This window comes from Mucilaginibacter pineti (genome assembly GCF_900101875.1).
Taxonomy (GTDB): Bacteria; Bacteroidota; Bacteroidia; order Sphingobacteriales; family Sphingobacteriaceae; genus Mucilaginibacter; species Mucilaginibacter pineti.
In genome coordinates this window covers 213,772-233,832 of the sequence record NZ_FNAI01000011.1, presented here as the reverse complement: position 1 = coordinate 233,832, position 20,061 = coordinate 213,772, and the positions used below count along the sequence as shown (strand labels likewise).

Here is a 20,061-nt window from a genome sequence, read left to right as displayed (position 1 = left end):
CATGCTAAAACGCATTATATATCTGTTACTACTCACAGCATTGCCATTATTAGCTTTTAGTAATGATGATAGCGTTGCGCTATTTAAAAAAGGTAATGAGGCCTACGCCAAGGCTCGTTACAAAGAAGCCATTGCCGGGTACCAAAAATTAGTTGACGGCGGCTATCAGTCCACTGCCGTTTACTTTAACCTGGGTAACGCCTATTATAAAACAGGCGATATTGCATCATCACTTTTATATTACGAAAAAGCCCACAAACTATCGCCCGGCGATGAAGACATCCGCTTTAACATTCAGCTGGCCAATTCAAAAACCCCGGATAAGGTAGATGAAGCTCCCGAGTTTTTTGTTACCAAGTGGTGGCATGGCTTTATACTGGCATTTTCGGCAAACGCGCTGGCTGTGTTAAGCGTATTATTTATCATCATTGGCTCGTTAACGCTCATTCTTTACAGGTTCACCAATTCGGTAATTGTAAAAAAGATTTCTTTTTACTCGGCGCTTGTTTTATTGTTTTTAGGGCTTTGCACCATTTTTATAGCGGGCAGGCAGGCAAGTTATTTCGATAGCCACCGCGAAGCCATCATCTTTAGCAGTTCGGTAAGCGTAAAAAGCGCCCCAGTTGCGGCATCAAAAAGCATCTTTGTACTCCACAACGGCACCAAGATAACCTTCCTTGAAAAAAATGGTGATTGGATGAAGATCCGCCTGGCCAATGGCAATGAGGGCTGGATTGGTGTTAATGATGTTAAGGAGATATAAGGGGAGGCTCTTCTGTTATTCTAACTTGTCATGCTGAACGCAGTGAAGCATCTATTCGCCAATGTGAATAGTTAGTCATGTAAGTTTACGAATAGATCCTTCGTTCCTCAGGATGACAACTTAAGAGGGTTAAAACTCGCGCGGGTTTAGCGCAGCGTAACCCGTGTGAAAGCATGGCATAAGCTTCCAGCTTATGCGGCGGCTGAAAGCCGCAACCATGCCGCGACACGGGCTGAAAGCCCGCGCCAGTTGGGGTTGGTTATTTAATAGCTATACGTTTTAACGCCGTTCTCCAACAAATTCAACACATCTTCCTTTGTGCCGGTAAACGGACCCGACGATTCAATTTTAAAGCTGGCCATGGCGGCAGCAAATTCACCGGCATCCTGGTAGGAGGCACCTTTCACGCGCTGGTATAAATAGCCTGTCATGTAGGTATCGCCGCAACCTGTAGCATCAACCACGGCGTCAGGTGTGTAAGCCGGGATATTATAGAAAATACCATCAGCATAAATAATAGAACCCATGCTGCCAAGGGTAATTACCACTTCCTTTACGCCCCATTCGGTTAAGGTAACGGCCCCTTTGCGGATATCTTTTAAACCGGTTAATACTTCCAGTTCGTGTTCGTTAACCTTAATAATATCTACATATTGCAATGCCTCTACCTTAGCGGGCCAGTCAATAGGGATCACGTTTTGGTTTTCTACTTTACGCAGATAACCTTGTACATCTAATGATACCCTGCCACGGCTATGCAGCTCTTTTATCAGCTCAACCGGGATATCATCGGCCAGTAATGGCCCTAAGTGGAAGATCTTAGCATCTACCTGCTGTAACTGATCAACAGTAAAAGGATTGGCTTTTTGCAATACACGCTGGATGCGGTGATCCTGGTTATCCGACGGATATATGTTTTCAAAGTATACACTTAAGCCACCGGCCTGCGCTTTTACCTTAATTCCTTCGGCACGCATTTTTTCAACTTCATGCATTTCACTCTGCGCCAGGGCAGTAACAAGCACATAGTTCACATCCATATTTTTTATGGCGTTGGAAAAGTAAAAAGAAGTTCCGCCGGCCATGTGGGCAGTTTTATGGGTGGTAACTATCTTATCTAAAGTAATATGTCCAACGCAGCAAATATCGTACATGCAATTTTTATTAATGGTAAACCCTGTTTTACCCCCTGTTTGTGGCAAACCACAAATGTAGGCAATATCATTGTTTTAAATATAACCTGAAGTTAACATGGAAAATAAATGACACGCACGGACTTGATATGTTTGATTTTTTTTCCATATTTAATTATTATTTTAAATCATCACTTATAAAAATATGGGCATTTTCAGTCGTTTACTTAATGAGTTTATTGATGTAATTGAGTGGGTTGATACCACGCAAAACACCCTTATCTGGAAATTTCCAAGGCAGGATAATGCCATTAAAATGGGCGCTAAGCTTACCGTTCGCGAATCGCAGATTGCCATTTTTATGAACGAGGGCCGTATTGCCGATATCTTTGCACCCGGCCTGTATGAACTGCACACGCAGAATATGCCTATCATGACCACCCTGGAAAGCTGGAAGTATGGTTTCGATAGTCCGTTTAAAGCCGATGTGTTTTTTGTGAGCACAAGGCAGTTCACCAACCAAAAATGGGGCACCAAAAACCCGGTAATGATACGTGATGCCGAATTTGGGCCGGTGAGGCTAAGGGCTTTTGGCTCGTATAACTTTAAGGTGCAGGATGCAAAAATGTTCCTGCAGCAGATCTCGGCCACCAATCCCGATTTTATTGTTGAAGATATTAATGAGCAATTGCGCAACATAGCCGTATCGCGCGGGATGGATGCTGTGGCTGCCTCCAAAATAGCCATACTTGACCTTGCCGCTAATTATGATGAGGTAGGCAAAATAATCACCGACAAAATTCAGCCCGACTTTGCCGAGCTGGGCCTTAACCTAACCAAGCTACTGGTTGAAAATATATCCCTGCCGCCCGAGGTTGAGGAAGTATTGGACAAGCGCAGCAGCATGGGCATATTAGGCAACCTTGGTGCTTACGCGCAATTTCAGGCGGCAAACGCTATGGAAAAATCTGCCGAAAATACCATTGGCGGTAACCTTGGAGCAGCAGGCATGGGCCTGGGTGTTGGCGCCGCCATGATGGGGCAGATAGGTAATGTTTTTCAGCAAAACAAGTTTGATGGCAATAGCCCAAATGCAGGGCAGGCAAATGACGGTCCGCCGCCAATAGCGCCGTCCGTTCAGTATTTTGTGGCTAAGGACGGAAAATCGGAAGGGCCCTACAGCCTTGACGAGATCAGCCGGATGGCCGACGGCAAAACCCTTGACGAAGGCAGTATGGTTTGGAAAAAAGGTATGGCTGCATGGGCCGCCGCCAGTACCGTTACCGAACTTGCCGAGCTATTTAAAAACATGCCGCCACCGATACCAAACGCTTAATACGTTCTAAACCTATCCCAATATCCATGTCTGACCCGGTTAAAACATCAACCATAAATAGCTCACTTAGCTGCAAGGGCTGCGGCGCTTTGCTGCATTTTGTACCCGGCACGCATAACCTGCAGTGCGATTACTGCGGCGTAGCCAATGAAATTGAAGCCGCGCCCGATAGTAATATTATTGAATCTGTTGATTATGAGGATTTTATTACCACCATTCATAACAATAATGATCCGGCTACGCTAACGGTGGTAAAATGTAACGGCTGCGGTTCACAAACCATTTTAGATGAATTTGTTACTGCCGAAAAATGCCCGTTTTGCACCGCGCCGCTGGTGCTTGAATCGGCAGCGGGGCAGCAATATCTTACGCCGCATTATATTTTACCCTTTGCAGTTACCCAGCAGCAGGCCATTAAATTTTTTGAACAATGGCTCAAGGGTTTGTGGTGGGCACCTAATAACCTGGCTAAAACGGCCAATAGTAATTCATCGGCATTAAAGGGAGTTTACATTCCGCATTGGACGTATGATACCGATACCTTAACTGATTATACCGGCGAACGTGGCGATTATTACTACACCACCGAAACCTACACCACTACGGTTGATGGTAAAACGCAAACTCAAACCCGGCAGGTAAGACACACGGCTTGGTCAAACGCGGGAGGAACGGTTCACGTTTCCTTTGAGGATTTGATGGTACCAGCCAGTAAATCGCTGCCCGACAAAACACTAAACACGCTTGGTCCCTGGGATTTTGAGATGCTGGTAAAGTTTGATGAGCGCTATATGAGCGGTTTCCGGTCCGAAACATACCAGGTAACCCCGCAGGATGGGCTTGTACTCGCCGAAGCACAAACAGTCGCTCCAATAAATGACGCCATAAGGAATGACATTGGAGGCGATGAACAAAGGATTGACAGCACTGATACCGAATACCGAAACAAGGCCATTAAATATATGATGCTGCCGGTATGGGTAAGCTCGTACAGTTATAACAACAAAATTTATCAGTTTACCATAAACGCCAGTACCGGCGAAGTTATTGGCCAGCGCCCTATAAGTGCCATAAAGATAATCCTGGCGGTGCTGTTGGTGCTGGTAATTATAGCGGCAATTATATTATACGCCCGTAGCGCCCATTAACACAATTGCCAATTATTTAACCGCCGATTTACTACGTACAGTCATCAATATTTTAGTTAATGCGAAGTATTCACTCAAGCCTTCATCAGACAGGCCGGGTGTGGCTTTCATCCGTGCTGTGCGAATAGCGTCAATATCTTCTTTACGTAACTGCGTGCAAGCGGCACAAATCGTCTCGTCGTTTCCGGCAAAGCCAAAATAATTTATGCGGCTGTCGGTTCGGGAGCGTTGTAAATCGCCAAGTATTTCTTCCCTGCTTATATTTCCTTTGCACGAGGCATTTTGGGTAAATGTTTTACGATCGTTTAAAATGAATGTTATAGTCGAGTCGGCAAGTTGTTTGCTTGCTATCAAGCTGTTCAACAAGCTATCTCCTTTGGTAGTGGCAATTATATTTAACGCCACTGCCCCATTATGCCTGGCGGTGGCGTTACCTTGTGTTACCGCCTTTATTAAATATCCTTCGGCTTTTTCGGTACTCATAGTATTGTACAAAAACAAACTGGCATCAATGGCGCTAAGGGTAACTACATGAATGGTTAAATAAACCGAAGCCTGGGGTTTGCTGATCAGTTTTTCTGCAAGGCTGCCTACATCTTTACCCATATGCCCAAGATAAAAACACATTTGAAGATAAGGCTCCAGTTGTAAATCGTCGATGTTGCTTTTTTGTACACCCGCTAAAGCAACATCTGTATACTGATGCCGGTTATCCATCTTCAATAGTAATGATGACGCATCAAAACAAAAATAAGAATCATTTTTCTCCGCCAGGATCATCTCCTTTAAACAAGGTGCAGCCTGTAAAGTATCGCTCATTGCCAGGTTCCAGAACCTGTCAAGCGCAGCAGACTTTGCCTCCCTCTGCTCATCAGTAAGTCCCTCTGGTTTAAATCCATAGCATTCCTGCTTTAACTGCGCCAGCTTATCACAAAGTGACTGGGCCGAGCATGAAACGGTAATTAACGACAGGAATAACAGCGTAATAATACGATACATGTGAAAGGTTTAAGCAGTAAATATAATATTATAAATTACGCTAAAGCCAATTAACACCAGCTATGGTTTAAAAGATATCGTAAACGTTGTGCCTTTATTGGGTTTGCTATCAATCACTATGTTGCCGCCTAAACTTGTTATATGGTTATACACTAAGTAAAGTCCTATCCCTTTGCTATCGGCGCTTCCATGAAAGCGTTGATTGAAGCCAAATACTTTATCTTTCACTTTATCCATATCAAAACCCAGCCCGCTATCGGTAAATATAAGCTGATCTATGCCGTTAGCTTTTCTGGAATAGATTGATATTGTTGGGATACTATCGGGGTTAGCGTATTTTATGGAATTGGTTAGCAGGTTAAGAAAAATGCTTTCCAGGTAAGCCTTATTAAACTTAACCGTTTTAACCTCACTAAAATCGGCAGTGATAATTGCCTGAGAATTTTTTACAAGCGAACTTAATGAATGCAATACCGAGTTCAGTGATTCCTCCATATCTAAATCACCAATCTCTACATTTAAGCCTCCTTTTCCACTTAAGGCATCTACATAATTATTTAGGGTATCCTGCAAATTTTCCGTGGCTTGCTTTAGCATATCTATAAACTCAAGCGTTTCTTCATCCTGAATTTTAGAAACATCTAACAGGCTGAAAACAGAAAGCAAGTTACTAACCGGCGACCGCAGATCATGCGAAGTGGTATAATTCAGCTGCTTTAAATCGTTATTTACATTGGTAAGATTGGCAATAAATGCTATCCTGTCCTCTTCCAGTTTCTTTTTATGGGTAATATTTTTTGCAATGGCAAAAACAAGTTTATCGGCATCCACGGGCATGGATGTCCATGAAAGCCAAACTATTTCTCCGCTTTTTGTTACGTACCTGTTCTCGAAGTTTAGCAGCGGGATGGAGTGTGTAAGATTCTCGCGACTTTTGGAGGTAACCTGCTGGTCATCAACATAAACAAAATCATTTATCGGCCTTGAAAACAGCTCTTCCATAGTGTAACCCAGCACCTTTGATACCGTTGGATTTATTCTTTTAAAATAACCATCGTATCCGGCAATGCATAGCAAGTCGGGCGATATTTCGAAGAAAAGCTCAAAGTTAAAGCCAGTATCCGAATTTACATTGTGGGGGTTAAATACGGTCCTCATAACTTTTGAACCACTGTTAGGGCGATCCATTATATGTTTAAACGCAAGATACTTAATAAAGATGCGTTTAAAACAACAATCATTTACATAACTGGAAAATATTTAACCCTTATATAACGGGTACCCCAGCCATATCATTGCCAAAGGCATCAGCAAAAACGGAATTTCTATTAGTGCAGCCTTCATATTACCTGCCCTCAATTGCAGGATAAGGATAAGCAATATCAAAGCCGCGTTTATAACACTACCCGCAACAAATGTGGCCGGAAATAACACCAGTACACCAACCGCCAGCGTTAATAAACCGATAACGTACAAAACAGGCCTGCTGATACCCAATGCCGTCATCATGTTTTCTTCACCAGGTTTTGGTTTCATGGTTAAAGCACCCCAACCATGTTTAAAACTAAAGAAAACGGTAATAAGGATAAGTACTGCGCTTATAATTTTCATGATTATTTTAATTTACTGGATTACTGGTTGGCTTTCGCCATTGATTTTTCAGTTACCTTACTCATTTGAGCCAGCATAAATTTAGGCGCAATGCGGCTCATAACTCTAATAACTTTGGCAATCCCCGGAAAAATTTCCCATTTATCATTCATCATACCGCTAATAGCCTCTGTTACCAGCTTATCCGGCTCCATCAGCATTTTGCTGTCAACATCACCGGCAAACTTATCATTCAGTGGTGTTTTTGCGCCGGGCGCTACCAGTTCAAATACTTTGATGCCGGTATGTTTAAGCTGTATCCGCAAAGCCTGTGTATAAGCCCTCAGCCCAGCCTTGGTTGCCCCATAAATTGGCGCCAATGGAAACGGGATTAAAGCCAAACCCGATGTTACATTCAAAATGGCGGCATTGGTTTTTGTAAGCAGATGGGGCAAAAACTGCTGTACCATACGTACCGGGCCCGATAGGTTAATGGCTATTTCGCGGTTAACATCATCCTGGTCAAGGGCGGCATCAAGCAGGTTAAGCTTGCGCATTTCACCCGCGTTGTTGATGAGGATATTTAGCGAAGGGAATTGTTTGGTTACCTCTTCAAAAAGCTGGCTAATGGCTTTAGGATCGCTCACATCACTTTGAAAAACGTGCAGCGCAGGTAAAAGATTTTTGGTTTGATGGAGCTTTGCCTCATTGCGCCCTGTTATAATTACCGTGTTGCCTAAAGCCAGTAACTGTGTGGCAAATTGCAAGCCGAAGCCACTGGTGCCACCGGTTATGAGTATAGTATTGTTGCTTAGTTTCATCTTTGTTTTTTTGATGATACAAAGATGCAGGGCAAAGCGAAGCCACTGTTTGCAAACATCAATCCAATGTTTGCAAAATTCAAACATCGGGCCTTACTCCCTGAATGCCACCGGGGCAAATGAGGTTTGTTTTCTGAAAAAGTTAGAGAAATGAGCTACCTGCTCAAAACCAAGACTATAAGCAATTTCCGAAATATTCCAATCGGTTTGTTTAAGCAAGATCTTGGCTTCCTGAATGATGCGGCCGCTGATGATATCGGTAGTGGTTTTACCCATGTTTTCCTTCAGCACCTTATTCAGGTGATTTACGTGTACAGCCAGTCGGTCGGCGTAGTCTTTGGCAGTGCGCATACTTAGTTTCTGGTGCGGCGATTCTATGGGGAACTGCCTTTCCAGCAGTTCGATAAACAAGGATGATACCCTTGCCGAAGCATTGTGACTGGAGTATAGCGTGGTTACCGGCTGCAGCTTTTGCCCATAGTGAATAAGCTCCAACAGATAATTGCGGATAAGATCATATTTATAGGCATAGGTGGATGGTAGCTCCTGGTGCATTTTCCTGAATATGAAATCAATATCCGCAGCCTCTTTATCCGTAAGCTGAAACACCGGATAGCCTCCGGGTTTAAAAATGGGCAGGTCATCAAGCACTACGCCGCTTTTACTGGGCAGCAAAAAATCGGCAGTAAAAATGCAGAAATGGCCCGATTGCTTATCATCCTGCGGCACCCAGTTATAAGGAATTTTAGGCGTGGCAAATAATAAGGCATTCCTTTCAATATCAATGTCCTTATCGGCATATTCGGCTTTATTACGACCGCTAACCAGGCTTATTTTATAATAAGCACGGCGATTGTAAGGCATAATTCCGGTGGCTTTAACCTTGGTCATCATATCGGCCACTTCAAAAACATTAAAATGGCCAATCTCTTTATGGATGCCCTCTGGTAAAAAGCTGTTAAGCCCCGCGGTTAAACCGCTTTCCCTGTAAAAATCCTCTAACGTTGTTATAGCCATGATTTGTAAAATTCAAATAACTAAACAAATATAAGAACTTTAGTCTATGGTAAAAAAACGCGGGTTCTTACGCATAAATGCCATATTTAATGCGAATTATAATTGCAAAAACAATCTAAAAATTGGCAAAAACACCAATATTTTACTTTATTTTTCATAGGAAACGTTTCTCAGCGTTTTTTAACCAGCCGTCCCTTTATCATCCAAACGGCATTACTGTCGCCATAGGCATTGGTTGATGTTAGGGCTATAATGGTATCATCATTAAGTACACAAAGGGAGTTCCAGAGGCCGTGCTTGCCAACGGGAACATTGAAGGGGGTAGGTACACTTATGAAATTTTCGGCATTGCTATTCCCTACGGTTACCTGCATACAGGCCTGCTCCCAGTTATGGCCACGACCCATAGTGCTTTGGTAAGATAAAATGGTTTCGCCGCTATGCAGCTGCCGCAGAAATGGCGCACCTGCGTAAATAGTATCGGGTAGTTTTGGGGTTAGGGCATACGTACGTCCGGCATCATTAGCACCTACGGTTTTTTGCCAGTTTTGGGCGAAGCTGTTACGGATTATAGATGGCTTGAACTGCCCGCCTGCATTGTCTTCTATAGAAAATGCGATCTCCTTTTTACCTTTCAGGATAATAGGTATCGGCATCCCATCCCGGTGACCGGGACGAAATGATACGATTTCGGGCTGTTTCGTCCACGTTAAGCCGTTATCTTTGGACCGGAAAACAGAAATATTTTGTTCGCCAGAATGGGTATAAACACCTTCGTTTGAAAAGTAAAGCTGCACCTCGCCCGATGGTAGTTGGATTTGCGTGGGTTCCCAGCAGCCATCATCAAATTTATAGCTGGCCTCATATATCAGCCGTTCATCCTGCCAGGTTTTGCCTTTGTCGTAGCTTTTTTTGGTAACTATGGCAAAGTGTTTGGTGGTATCCCAATCACCATTAATTTTATGCGGACGGGGATTGTAAGATGCCAGCAGGGAATGGTCTTTCAGTTCCAAAATATCCGGAACATTCATATTTACACCCGGTGCTTGTTGCGCTATTACTATGGGAGTTTGCCATGTATTGCCCAGGTCATTGCTGATGCTGCTAACTACCCCGCCGCTGCTTTCGTAAACACAAAACAAGTTGCCATCGCTCAGCTGAATCATGCGGGCATAGTTGCCATGGGGAGCTACCTGTTTTAAAGTGGATTGATCCCACTCAATGCTCACCAGTGACGGAGTAGTTTGTTGCTGGCCCTGCACAAAATGCGGGGCCAGTAAACAAACAAGACAGATCTTTAACAGCTTTATGGCCATTGTATTGGTTTATATATTGAGCCAATATACCAGCATCGTGCCGGTTTTACCGAAGGGAAATTGCTTTTAAAATTTCATTCGGCTAAAGCCGCCATCCTATTTCATATTATCCGCCCCATAAATGAGACGGCAATGAATTTTGACTTTATTTCGGCACATCCTTCTTTTATTCATTGCAGTTTGGCTTCAGCCAACGGTTAAATTTAAATACCTGCGGGGCTTTAGCCAAAAGTTTCAGAGCGCATTAAAACGATTTCCCTGATCTTTTACAGATAGATACTGCCCGTATAAGCATTGTTACTCAGCCACCGGAAACGCAGAGATCCTTAACCTTGCACCACCCATAGGCACCAGGGTTATGTTGGCAACCGGCTCGGCAGTTTTTACAGGACTTTGGGGTAATAAACCACAAAGGCCATACTGGTCAACTTTCCATTCGGGGATAAGCTTACCTTTTGCTTTTAGTTCAATAGGCGCGTTGGTATTGGTAAACGGATTATTATCCTTTGGCCACGCGCGATGAATGATTTCGATAGACTTCTCCGGGTGTTTTTCATCTATCACCAAACCGTAGTTCCATGCAGAGCCGGGATGAATTTCAAACGAAGGCCATTTCTCCGGATCGGCGGTAGCCTGCCAGTGCGAATCGCCCATGGCGGTGGTCTTGCTGTCTTCCTTGGTGTACTGTTCGTCTATCTTCAATGAATAAGTAAGCGGACCATAATTTACGCTCACGCTGTTTTTATTGGCATCCCACTGGCGTACTTTTAATTGCATAGGTAAATGCAGGGTTATTTTATCGCCGTTTTTCCAGGTTTTGTTCAGCTTTACATAGTCGCCGCCGGCGGTGGTTACTTTTACAGCAACGCCATTCACTTTTACTTCGGCATTTTTACACCAGGCGGGGATACGCAGGTAAAGTGGGAAGCTTACCGATTTTGCCGTAGTCAGCGTTAAATTCACCTGATCTTCAAAAGGATATTTGGTGGTTTCGGTTAACGTAACCGGCGTGCCGTTACCCACTTTGGCAGTGGCAGAGCCTTCTGTATACAGTTGTGCAACTATACCATTATCGGGTGTAGCCATCCAGCTGTTTTCGGCATAATATACCCAGCCTGCAGCGTGGTTATGCTGGCAGCAACGGCTGCTGAAAGGGTTCATCATTAAAAACGGACCAGAATTATCAATACCGGGGCTATGGTTTTTACTATCGTTGATAACCATGTTTGGCGCGGTTAAATAACGCAGCGTACGGTAATCGGGCATGAATGCTGCCGAGAACATATTTAACGCCACATCCTCGCAGTTTTCGGCCCAAAAGGTATCGCCGGTACTGCCCAGCAGCATTTGGTCTGATGTCATTTGCTCAACCATGCCGCAGGTTTCAACCGCCTGGCGCGGATCATCATATCCCTTACGGGCATTTTCATCGGCACCAAACATACCGCCCGGCACCTGGCCGTATAGTGTGCGGATCAGCTTAAAGTCGTTATAAGTAGCTGCCAGGTCTTTAGGATCATGGCTTTGCAGGTAATAGGTAGCCGGCTCGCGGAAGCATTGGGCAACATTCACGTTGTGCCAGTTGGGCAGGTTGTTGGTTTGACGCCAGTCGGCAGTGTTTTTATCAAGTTTGGTAGCCAGATCAAGCAGGAACTTGTCGCCGGTACGGTTATATAGCCAGTAAACGCTCAGCATGTTATCGCCGCCACGGCTGTTTTCCCAGTAATCTTCCAAAAATTTATCATCGGGTAATGATAGCTGCCATTTAAAATATTTGGTCATGAATGGGATAACCCGCGGATCTTTTGAATATTCGTAGTATGATTGCAGGCACCACAGCATAGGCATGTTTGTCCATAGGTCGCGGGCACCTTTGTGCTCTACCGCCGGACCAAAATCGCCGTTATCACGCTGATTGTTCAGCACCGCATCAATCCAGAATTTTGCTTCCGCGATCATTTTTTTGTCGCCCAGCATATAGCCTATGTTAGCATAACCTTTTAGCCAGTAAGGCAGTTCTTCCCAGCCGTATTCACCTTTACCCTCTTTATTAAGCCAGGCATTATTGGTTTTGGAAAGCCAAACGCTGATCTCGCCTAAATTACCGGTAAGGCCATCGCGCTGTAATTCCAGCGCTTTTTTCAGCCAACCACCAGCCTTGATGCTGCCAACCGGCAGTTTGGTAAAATATTGCGCCTGTAACGGGGCTTTATTGGCCACATAATTACCATTTTGCTGCTGGTTATTAATTTTTGCAACGGTAGTAGCCGTAACGCCGGTTTGGGCATTGGCAGCCAGCATACCCGAGCATGCCAAAAGCGCCGTTAAAAAGATTCCCTTTTTCATCCTGTGCAGGTTTTTCATCAGTGTAAATTGTTTTAATGGTGCTGATACTATAAATATTATCAGCTGTCTGTTATGGGTTCATCACAACCTGGTAATAGAAGCTTTTGTTACACTCCCCTCTTGAGAGGGGGCGCGAAGGAATTGTGTGGTAGCAGGGGTGTGTTATGCGGCATGAAACACACCCCTCCGCCCCTCTCAAGAGGGGAATCGCACGTTCCCCTTGCTTTTAAACCAAATTATCGATAGCCATTTAAATATTGTTATACTATTTTACTAATGCCGGGTTGTACAGCTTGACATTTTCCCGGTGCAGATCCTCAACCGGCATTTTAATTATTTTACGGTCATAGGTCATAAACCCGTTCACCTCGCCCTCCACATCGGTGGTTTGGGTATAAACGGCTGCAGATAGCCCAAGCCTAATCAGTTCCTGCATCCTGTCAGTAAAGGTGATGTATTTCTTGAGCAGATCGTCGCCATTTTTAAAAGTTTGATAGCCCCAGTTTTTGGCTTGCCAGGTATGGCCGTCAATTGCCCATCCAAGACCGCCAAATTCGCCCAGTACAACTGCTTTTGTTTTGCCGAATATTTCGGGACGCGGCATGGCAGGGTGTGGGTAATTATGCAGATCGACCATGTTGCCGGTATCAAAGTAGTTACCGCCGCTGGCGCTGTTCACCAAACGCGATGGATCTTTTTTCATTGTCCACTCGGTAATCTCCACGGTTTTAAACTGGCCCCATGCCTCGTTGAAAGGTGTCCAAACTACAATACACGGGTAGTTATAAAGCGAGTTGATAATGGCATCCCATTCCTTACGATAATAGCCTTCGCTTTCGGGCGTGCGTTGTTTTTCGGTACCATGATCCAGTACACCCGGGCGGTTTTCCCAATTGTTACCCAGATCGCCACTTGGCATATCCTGCCACATAAGCATCCCTGTTTCATCGCAATGGGCGTAGTAACGTGCAGGCTCCACCTTAATGTGCTTGCGGATCATGTTAAAGCCCATCGCCTTTAACTTATCAATATCAAAGTTCATGGCCTCGTAAGTGGGCGGGGTGTATAAACCATCGGGCCACCAGCCCTGATCAAGCGGGCCATATTCAAACACAAATTTGTTGTTGAGCAGCATACGCTGTATGCCATTGGCATCGGCACCAAGCGAAATTTTGCGCATGGCAAAGTAGCTTTGCACCGCGTCTATAGGTTTATTATTACGTATAACGGTTAACTGCAGCTGGTATAAAAAAGGATCATCCGTCGACCATAACTTCTGACCTTTAATATCCAGTACTGCAGTTCCGTTAACACCAATTATTCGTTCATCAACCTGGGTTTTGCCGTCCCAGGCAGTAATTTTAAGCTGATCGCCGGGCTGGCTGCCGGCAACGCTGGCCGTAACCGTAAGCGTGTGATCATCAATATTCGGGGTTTGTTTAGTGGCTTCGATATGTGTTTTGGCTACCCCTTCCAGCCAAACAGTTTGCCATATCCCCGTAACCGGCGTGTACCAGATGCCTTCGGGCTTTTTCATTTGCTTGCCATGCGGCTGCGGACCATCATCCGTAGGATCCCAAACGCTCACTTTTATCTCCTGCTTTGCGCCGCTTTTTAAATACGGGGTAATGTTGAAGGTAAACGGATCGTATCCGCCCTCGTGTTTACCCGCGCTTTTGCCGTTAACAAAAACTTCGGTACGCCAGTCAACCGCGCCAAAATGCAGCAGCACATCTTTACCTTTCAATGCTTTATTAAGACTGATGGTGGTTTTATACCACAGCATGCTATCCTTACCAACGGTTTTCCCAACCCCGGAAAGTGCCGATTCCACACAAAAAGGAACTAGGATCTGGCCGCTGTAGGCAGATGGCTCGCTTTGTTCTTTGGGTACTATAGCGTAACTCCATAATCCGTTTAAATTTTGCCAGTTACCCCTAACCATTTGCGGGCGCGGATATTCTGGCAGTGGTGCTTTAGGATCAACCTTTTCGGCCCAGGGGGTGGTAATTTTGTCTTTTATTAAATGCCAGCCGGTTTGCTGCGCACTGGCAGATAAGGTTGCCATAAAAAACAAGGACAAGCAAAAATTCAATTTCTTCACGCGTAATATCATTAAGGATTATTAGTATGCCGCCTTATAAAACCATGACCAACAAACAGTTGTATTTTGCAGGTAAAACTGCCCGTCATGTACATTTATAAATTGGCTCAACGCTGTTATAAAATGTATTGGCGACATGTTTTAACAACATTGTAAAGAAAAAGCATTTTACCGCCTGTTTATTAACCAAATAATCTCAATTATTAGTCAAAAAGTATCAATCTGTCAAGAACCGACAGGGGTTGCGTATAATGGCTATATTTGTTTTGAGAGAATGATTTTGAAACCGGCATACCTGATATTTTTATTGTTCCTGTTTCCGTTTAACTGGTGTAATGCGCAATCGTACTATTTTAAGCATTACCAGGTGGAGAACGGCCTGTCAAACAACACCGTTTTTTGTTCAATGCAGGACAGCCGTGGCTTCTTGTGGTTTGGCACCAAGGATGGCCTTAACCGGTTTGACGGTTATACATTTAAAGTTTACAGGCATGACCCCAAAGATAAAAACAGCATCGCCAACAGCATGGTACACGCCCTGTGCATGGATACCGATGGCAGCTTTTGGGTGGGTACCGACCAGGGCCTTGACAAGTACGACCCCAATACTGAAAAATTTACCCATGTTAACACACCAAATACTTTTGGCATAAGGGCCATTGCAAGGGATAAATACAACAACTGCTGGTTCATTGCGTGGTCTACCCTAATGAAGTATGATAGCCATACGGGTAAAACAACCGATTACTCCGCATCGCAATATTTCGATGCCACTTCGATTGCCATAAACAACGACGGCTCTATCTGGGTGTCATCCGGTAACGGAACTATAGCCAAACTGGATACCGTTTTGAACTCGTTTAAAAGCTACGGCTTGTTTGATAAATCGCCCTGGGTGGCATCAAACGTTATAGAAAAAATATATAGCGCGGGCAATAATAAAATATTTATAGGGACTACCAGCCAGGGCTTTAAAGAGTTTAACTGCCTTACGGGTACCTATAAAGATCTGTTAACTTATAATACCGATAAAACAGCTATTTACGTACGGGATTTCGCAAAATATTCCGACGAAGAATTTTGGATAGCTACCGAGTCGGGCGTGTTCATATATGATATGAATAAGGGCACCTTTACCAATTTAAAAAAGCGGTACAACGACCCCTACACCATATCCGACAATGCCGTTTATACCCTTTATAAAGATATTGAGGGCGGCATGTGGGCAGGCACATTTTTTGGCGGTTTAAATTATTACCCTAAGCAGTACTCCACATTTAATAAGTTTTATCCCGGCCAAGATAACAATTCCCTTATGGGTAACGTGGTACGCGAAATTTGCAAGGACCAGTATGGCAACCTGTGGCTGGGTACCGAAGACAATGGCCTCAACAAGCTAAGCCCCGATAAACATACCTGGACACATTATTATCCCGGTGTTAAAAACGGCATATCCAATACCAATATCCACGGCCTGCTGCCTAATGGTACCGAGCTGTTTATCGGCACATTTGAGCGCGGCCTTGATATTTTGAACATCAGCACGGGCAAGGTAGACCGCGTTTACCTGGCCGGCGAAGATGATAACGGCTTAAAAAGCAATTTTATAGTTACGTTTTGTAAAACGCGGGCCGGCGTTATTTTGTTGGGCAGCAGTCGCGGGCTTTACCGGTATAACGAGGCGGGGCATAACTTTACGCTGATTGATAAGGTGCCGCCGAATGAGTTTGTATACCACATTGTTGAAGATCATGCCGGCAAAATATGGGTAGCTACCATACATGATGGGGTTTATTGTTATGACCCCGTTAAGAACAAGGCGTTTAAATTAGGTACTAATGACGATGCCATAGCCCATACTACCGTTAACGGCATATTTGAGGACGACCACCGTATATTTTGGTTTGCTACCGAAGGCCTGGGCCTGTGCCGGTACAACCCTTTTGATAAAACCTATAAGTTTTACGACACAAATAACGGCTTCCCCAGCAACAGTGTTTTACGCATTCTGGAAGATAAGAACAATAACCTTTGGATAAGCACCACACGTGGCCTGGTGTGTTTAAATACCGCCAACAAAAGTTTTAAAATATACACCAAAGCAAACGGCCTGCTTAGCGATCAGTTTAACTACAACTCGGCATTTAAGGATGCTGATGGTACTATGTATTTTGGCTGCGTTAAGGGTATGGTGAGCTTTAACCCCGAGGAGTTTAAAAAGAATAATTTTGTAGCCCCGCTTTACATCACCGGTTTCCAGGTGTTTAACCAGGAAATTACCGTTGCCGAAAAGGGCTCACTGATCGATAAATCCATCATCAGTACAAAAAAGATCAGCCTTAATTATGATCAGTCATCTTTTAGTATCGATTTCGCGGCGCTAAGCTTTTCATCGCCCGAGATGACGCAGTACAAGTACATGATGAAGGGCCTTGATAAGGGGTGGACCAACCTTAACGCCAACAGGAAGGTTTATTTTACCCAACTGCTGCCTGGTCATTATACATTCACGGTTAAGGCGGCTAATAATAACGGCATCTGGTCGGCAAAGGAAACTACGCTGGAAATTAATATTGCCCCGCCATTCTGGAAAAGCGTTTGGGCCTACCTGCTATATGCCATGTGCATATTGCTGGGTATTTATTACCTGCTGCAACAATACCATAATAAAACCAAGCTGCGCAATAAGCGGATGATTGAGATTTTGGAAAGCGACAAAGAAAAGCAGATCTACAATGCTAAAATTGAATTTTTCACCAACGTTGCCCATGAAATAAGAACCCCGTTAACCCTTATAAAAGGGCCTATGGAAAAGGTGATAAAAAAGGCAGAGCATGTGCCCGAGATTCAGAATAACCTGCGGATAATGGAAAAAAACACCAACCGCCTGCTCGATCTTACCAACCAGCTGCTCGATTTCAGAAAAACCGAAACCAACGGCTTTAGCCTTAGCTTTGTTAAAACAGATATTACCGAGTTGCTGGCCGATATCTTTTTACGGTTTAAACCCATGGCCGAGCAAAAAGATATGGATTTTACCCTCATCCACCCGCAAAAAAACAGCTATGCTTATGTGGATATTGAGGCTTTTACCAAAATCATCAGCAACCTTATCAACAACGCCATAAAATACGGCAGGGCGATAGTTGAGGTTGAACTTTTAGGTGTTGAAACCAGCGACAGTACTTTTACCATAGATATCCGCAGCGACGGTTACCTCATTCCTTATGAAATGCGCGACAAGATCTTTGAGCCGTTTTTCAGGCTCAAGGAATCTGAAAAGCAAATTGGCACGGGCATTGGCCTTTCCTTATCGCGCTCATTGGCCGAGCTGCATAAGGGCATGCTCATTTTAAATAAATCAATAAATGAATTTAATATCTTTAGCCTCACATTGCCAATTCGCCAGGCAGAGGAGTTTGACCTGCAAAGCACGCCAGACGATTATGAACTAACCGATATTAATAAAGAAGATAATTTTGACTTTATGAAACCGATCATACTTTTAGTGGATGATAACCCCGAGATCCTTGATTTTATTTCGGATGACCTGAGCGAAAAATATTCAGTTATTAAAGCAGTTAACGGCCAGGAAGCACTGGATATGATAGCCATTGAAAACATCCAGCTTATTATAAGCGATGTAATGATGCCCGTGATGGATGGCTTTGAATTGTGCAAAACCATTAAAACTAATTTTGATTACAGCCATATCCCCATCATACTGCTTACCGCCAAAAACACGCTGCAAAGCAAAATAGAAGGTCTTGAAGTTGGTGCCGATGCCTATATTGAAAAACCATTTTCGCCGGAACATTTACAGGTACAGATTGCCAACCTGCTCATCAACCGTAATAAAATAAAAGATCATTTCGCCAGTTCGCCGCTGGCGCAGATGAAAAGCATGGCCTACTCCAAGCCCGATGAGAGCTTTTTGGATAAGTTGAATGCCGTTATAAACAGCAATATCCAAAACCCCGATCTGGATGTGGAGCACATTGCCAATTTAATGAACATGAGCAAACCCACGCTGTACCGCAAGGTAAAGATCATTTCAAACCTTACCATTAACGAGCTTATTAACATCACCCGCCTTAAAGCCGCCGCCCAACTGCTGGAAGACGGCGACTATAAGATTTACGAGGTAGCTAATTTGGTGGGCTACAGTTCGCAATCACACCTGGGGCGTAACTTTTTAAAGCAATTTGGCACTACGCCTACCGAGTATCAGCAAAACAAAAGGGGTAATAAAGTTAAACCCGTTTAGCAGCCTAATTGCCCAGATTGGCCGTTATGGAAAAGTAGCCAAACAAATTGGCGCTTTTAGGATCATACTTGATGGTTACCGGCAGCCATAACGATTTAAATACGTTTATCCGCAAGGTGCTGTTCAGGAAAAACGAACCGGTGTCTGGATCTTTGGGTGCCGAGCCAAACTGGTGATCGTAGGAGGTGAAAAATTTAAACTCCATTTTCGATTCCTTATCTTCATTCTCTATCAATATTTTGTTTACACCGATGCTGGCGGTAAAAGGTTTGTTGTTATAATTTACCGCGCTTACGGTTGTATCGCTGGCAAACTTAAACTGCGATTTTATTTCAATTTCCCAGGGCTTTTTTGCCGGGTCGGATGTTAAGCCTACCGTAAAGTTTGATGCCAGCACATATTCGCCCTGTTTGGTTACCCTGTTGTACACACCTGTTGGCGAAAACGTCCATAAGGGTTTATGGGCATATTTTGCGGCAATGTTTATATACAGCGTGTGAAAAAGGTCGGCACCCTTAAGCGTGCCACTTATAGCGGCCTGTAAATCTGCCTTATTTGTTGCGGGGACACTCCTTAAAATATCTGATACCAGGGCAGGATCTCCGAGGGCTTCCTTAATATACGGGTGCAAATTGGTAAAGTCATGTTTTTTTACTGCATCCGTCCAGCTTTTTGTAAACGCGCGGTTAGAGTCTATATTAAGATAATCGGCCTGGTGCTTTGCTGCTATATAGCTTAAAATACCTTTCTTCAAATCAAGGATCAGGGTTTGCATATCCACTAAATCCTTAACATCGGCGTTGGCAAATTTGGTATATTTTATATCGGTTTTATTAATGATGGTAAATGTAAAACCGCCTGCAATCTTGGTGATATTGTTACTGCTATCGCCGGTGAGCGCTATATTGAAGGTGCTTTGCCTAAGCCAGCGTTCCCTTTCATAAGAAACCTTCTCTCTTTTGTCCCTGAAAACAGAATCGATACCGTAAAAGGAGGAGTTTAACGCAAAGCTATGGGTATTGCCCAGGAGGTTGTTGATACCTGCCTGAAAAAAAGTGGTGATAAGGTCCTTGCTGTTGGCCGTTTTTTGAGCATTTATTAACGCCGCAACAGCCTTTACTTCCGCTTCTTTTTGATCCTCTGCCGACTGGGCAAAAACGCCTGCAACACCCACAATAACAAAAACCAGGGTTAATAAATATTTTTTCATGGTAAGGGTTT

At 44.0% G+C, this 20,061-nt stretch carries 14 protein-coding genes; 4 read left to right on the top strand and 10 right to left on the bottom strand.

Features of this window, described 5'->3' with window-relative positions; all coding sequences use genetic code 11:
• The first annotated feature begins 1 nt into the window (after nucleotide 1).
• Complete coding sequence (locus BLS59_RS22120; protein WP_091152664.1) at nucleotides 2–763, top strand: tetratricopeptide repeat protein; 762 nt, start codon at nucleotides 2–4, stop codon at nucleotides 761–763.
• A 263-nt stretch (nucleotides 764–1,026) separates the two neighbouring features.
• On the opposite strand, the gene BLS59_RS22115 is transcribed toward BLS59_RS22120, so the two are convergent.
• The gene (locus BLS59_RS22115; protein ID WP_091152662.1) at nucleotides 1,027–1,917 is read right to left on the bottom strand and encodes a PfkB family carbohydrate kinase; all 891 of its coding nucleotides are present in this window, start codon (nucleotides 1,915–1,917) and stop codon (nucleotides 1,027–1,029) included.
• Nucleotides 1,918–2,101: 184 nt separating this feature from the next.
• On the opposite strand from BLS59_RS22115, the gene BLS59_RS22110 reads away from it, so the two are divergent.
• The gene (locus tag BLS59_RS22110; protein WP_091152660.1) at nucleotides 2,102–3,232 is read left to right on the top strand and encodes an SPFH domain-containing protein; all 1,131 of its coding nucleotides are present in this window, start codon (nucleotides 2,102–2,104) and stop codon (nucleotides 3,230–3,232) included.
• A gap of 26 nt (nucleotides 3,233–3,258) precedes the next feature.
• A complete protein-coding gene (locus BLS59_RS22105) occupies nucleotides 3,259–4,380 on the top strand; it encodes a zinc finger domain-containing protein (RefSeq protein WP_091152658.1) in 1,122 nt (373 codons plus the stop codon).
• A 12-nt stretch (nucleotides 4,381–4,392) separates the two neighbouring features.
• Here the strand turns inward: BLS59_RS22105 and BLS59_RS22100 are convergent, their stop codons facing one another.
• The 8 genes from BLS59_RS22100 to BLS59_RS22065 all read right to left on the bottom strand — a co-directional run bounded on the left by BLS59_RS22100 (nucleotide 4,393) and on the right by BLS59_RS22065 (nucleotide 14,537).
• The gene (locus BLS59_RS22100; RefSeq protein ID WP_091152656.1) at nucleotides 4,393–5,379 is read right to left on the bottom strand and encodes a hypothetical protein; all 987 of its coding nucleotides are present in this window, start codon (nucleotides 5,377–5,379) and stop codon (nucleotides 4,393–4,395) included.
• 60 nt (nucleotides 5,380–5,439) lie between these two features.
• Nucleotides 5,440–6,537: a PAS domain-containing sensor histidine kinase gene (locus tag BLS59_RS22095; protein ID WP_091152708.1), complete on the bottom strand. Its 1,098-nt coding sequence runs from the start codon at nucleotides 6,535–6,537 to the stop codon at nucleotides 5,440–5,442.
• Between the two features lie 102 nt (nucleotides 6,538–6,639).
• Entirely contained in the window at nucleotides 6,640–6,990 is a 351-nt protein-coding gene (locus BLS59_RS22090) for a hypothetical protein (protein ID WP_240315313.1), read from the bottom strand.
• A gap of 20 nt (nucleotides 6,991–7,010) precedes the next feature.
• Nucleotides 7,011–7,790 (bottom strand): SDR family oxidoreductase, encoded by a 780-nt coding sequence (locus BLS59_RS22085; RefSeq protein WP_091152707.1) that lies wholly within the window; start codon nucleotides 7,788–7,790, stop codon nucleotides 7,011–7,013.
• A gap of 93 nt (nucleotides 7,791–7,883) precedes the next feature.
• Nucleotides 7,884–8,807, bottom strand: a complete 924-nt coding sequence (locus BLS59_RS22080) for a helix-turn-helix domain-containing protein (protein WP_091152652.1) — start codon at nucleotides 8,805–8,807, stop codon at nucleotides 7,884–7,886.
• 170 nt (nucleotides 8,808–8,977) lie between these two features.
• Nucleotides 8,978–10,123: a sialidase family protein gene (locus tag BLS59_RS22075; protein WP_091152649.1), complete on the bottom strand. Its 1,146-nt coding sequence runs from the start codon at nucleotides 10,121–10,123 to the stop codon at nucleotides 8,978–8,980.
• Between the two features lie 297 nt (nucleotides 10,124–10,420).
• Nucleotides 10,421–12,487, bottom strand: a complete 2,067-nt coding sequence (locus BLS59_RS22070; protein WP_162842740.1) for a beta-L-arabinofuranosidase domain-containing protein — start codon at nucleotides 12,485–12,487, stop codon at nucleotides 10,421–10,423.
• Nucleotides 12,488–12,734: 247 nt separating this feature from the next.
• Nucleotides 12,735–14,537 carry a glycoside hydrolase family 2 protein gene (locus tag BLS59_RS22065; protein ID WP_091152647.1) on the bottom strand — a complete coding sequence of 601 codons (1,803 nt, stop codon included), beginning with the start codon at nucleotides 14,535–14,537 and terminating at the stop codon, nucleotides 12,735–12,737.
• Between the two features lie 316 nt (nucleotides 14,538–14,853).
• Between BLS59_RS22065 and BLS59_RS22060 the strand changes: the two genes are divergently transcribed.
• Complete coding sequence (locus BLS59_RS22060) at nucleotides 14,854–18,840, top strand: hybrid sensor histidine kinase/response regulator transcription factor (RefSeq protein WP_162842739.1); 3,987 nt, start codon at nucleotides 14,854–14,856, stop codon at nucleotides 18,838–18,840.
• Between the two features lie 4 nt (nucleotides 18,841–18,844).
• Here the strand turns inward: BLS59_RS22060 and BLS59_RS22055 are convergent, their stop codons facing one another.
• Nucleotides 18,845–20,050, bottom strand: a complete 1,206-nt coding sequence (locus BLS59_RS22055; protein ID WP_091152643.1) for a hypothetical protein — start codon at nucleotides 20,048–20,050, stop codon at nucleotides 18,845–18,847.
• Nucleotides 20,051–20,061: the final 11 nt, after the last annotated feature.

Bases quoted from the DNA above. Each gene is read 5' to 3' on its own strand.
- BLS59_RS22085 (WP_091152707.1), bottom strand. From the start codon at position 7,790: ATGAAACTAAGCAACAATACTATACTCATAACCGGTGGCACCAGTGGC.
- BLS59_RS22090 (WP_240315313.1), bottom strand. From the start codon at position 6,990: ATGAAAATTATAAGCGCAGTACTTATCCTTATTACCGTTTTCTTTAGT.
- BLS59_RS22055 (WP_091152643.1), bottom strand. From the start codon at position 20,050: ATGAAAAAATATTTATTAACCCTGGTTTTTGTTATTGTGGGTGTTGCA.
- BLS59_RS22100 (WP_091152656.1), bottom strand. From the start codon at position 5,379: ATGTATCGTATTATTACGCTGTTATTCCTGTCGTTAATTACCGTTTCA.
- BLS59_RS22065 (WP_091152647.1), bottom strand. From the start codon at position 14,537: ATGGCAACCTTATCTGCCAGTGCGCAGCAAACCGGCTGGCATTTAATA.
- BLS59_RS22115 (WP_091152662.1), bottom strand. From the start codon at position 1,917: ATGTACGATATTTGCTGCGTTGGACATATTACTTTAGATAAGATAGTT.
- BLS59_RS22095 (WP_091152708.1), bottom strand. From the start codon at position 6,537: ATGAGGACCGTATTTAACCCCCACAATGTAAATTCGGATACTGGCTTT.
- BLS59_RS22105 (WP_091152658.1), top strand. From the start codon at position 3,259: ATGTCTGACCCGGTTAAAACATCAACCATAAATAGCTCACTTAGCTGC.
- BLS59_RS22075 (WP_091152649.1), bottom strand. From the start codon at position 10,123: ATGGCCATAAAGCTGTTAAAGATCTGTCTTGTTTGTTTACTGGCCCCG.
- BLS59_RS22070 (WP_162842740.1), bottom strand. From the start codon at position 12,487: ATGAAAAACCTGCACAGGATGAAAAAGGGAATCTTTTTAACGGCGCTT.
- BLS59_RS22120 (WP_091152664.1), top strand. From the start codon at position 2: ATGCTAAAACGCATTATATATCTGTTACTACTCACAGCATTGCCATTA.
- BLS59_RS22080 (WP_091152652.1), bottom strand. From the start codon at position 8,807: ATGGCTATAACAACGTTAGAGGATTTTTACAGGGAAAGCGGTTTAACC.
- BLS59_RS22110 (WP_091152660.1), top strand. From the start codon at position 2,102: ATGGGCATTTTCAGTCGTTTACTTAATGAGTTTATTGATGTAATTGAG.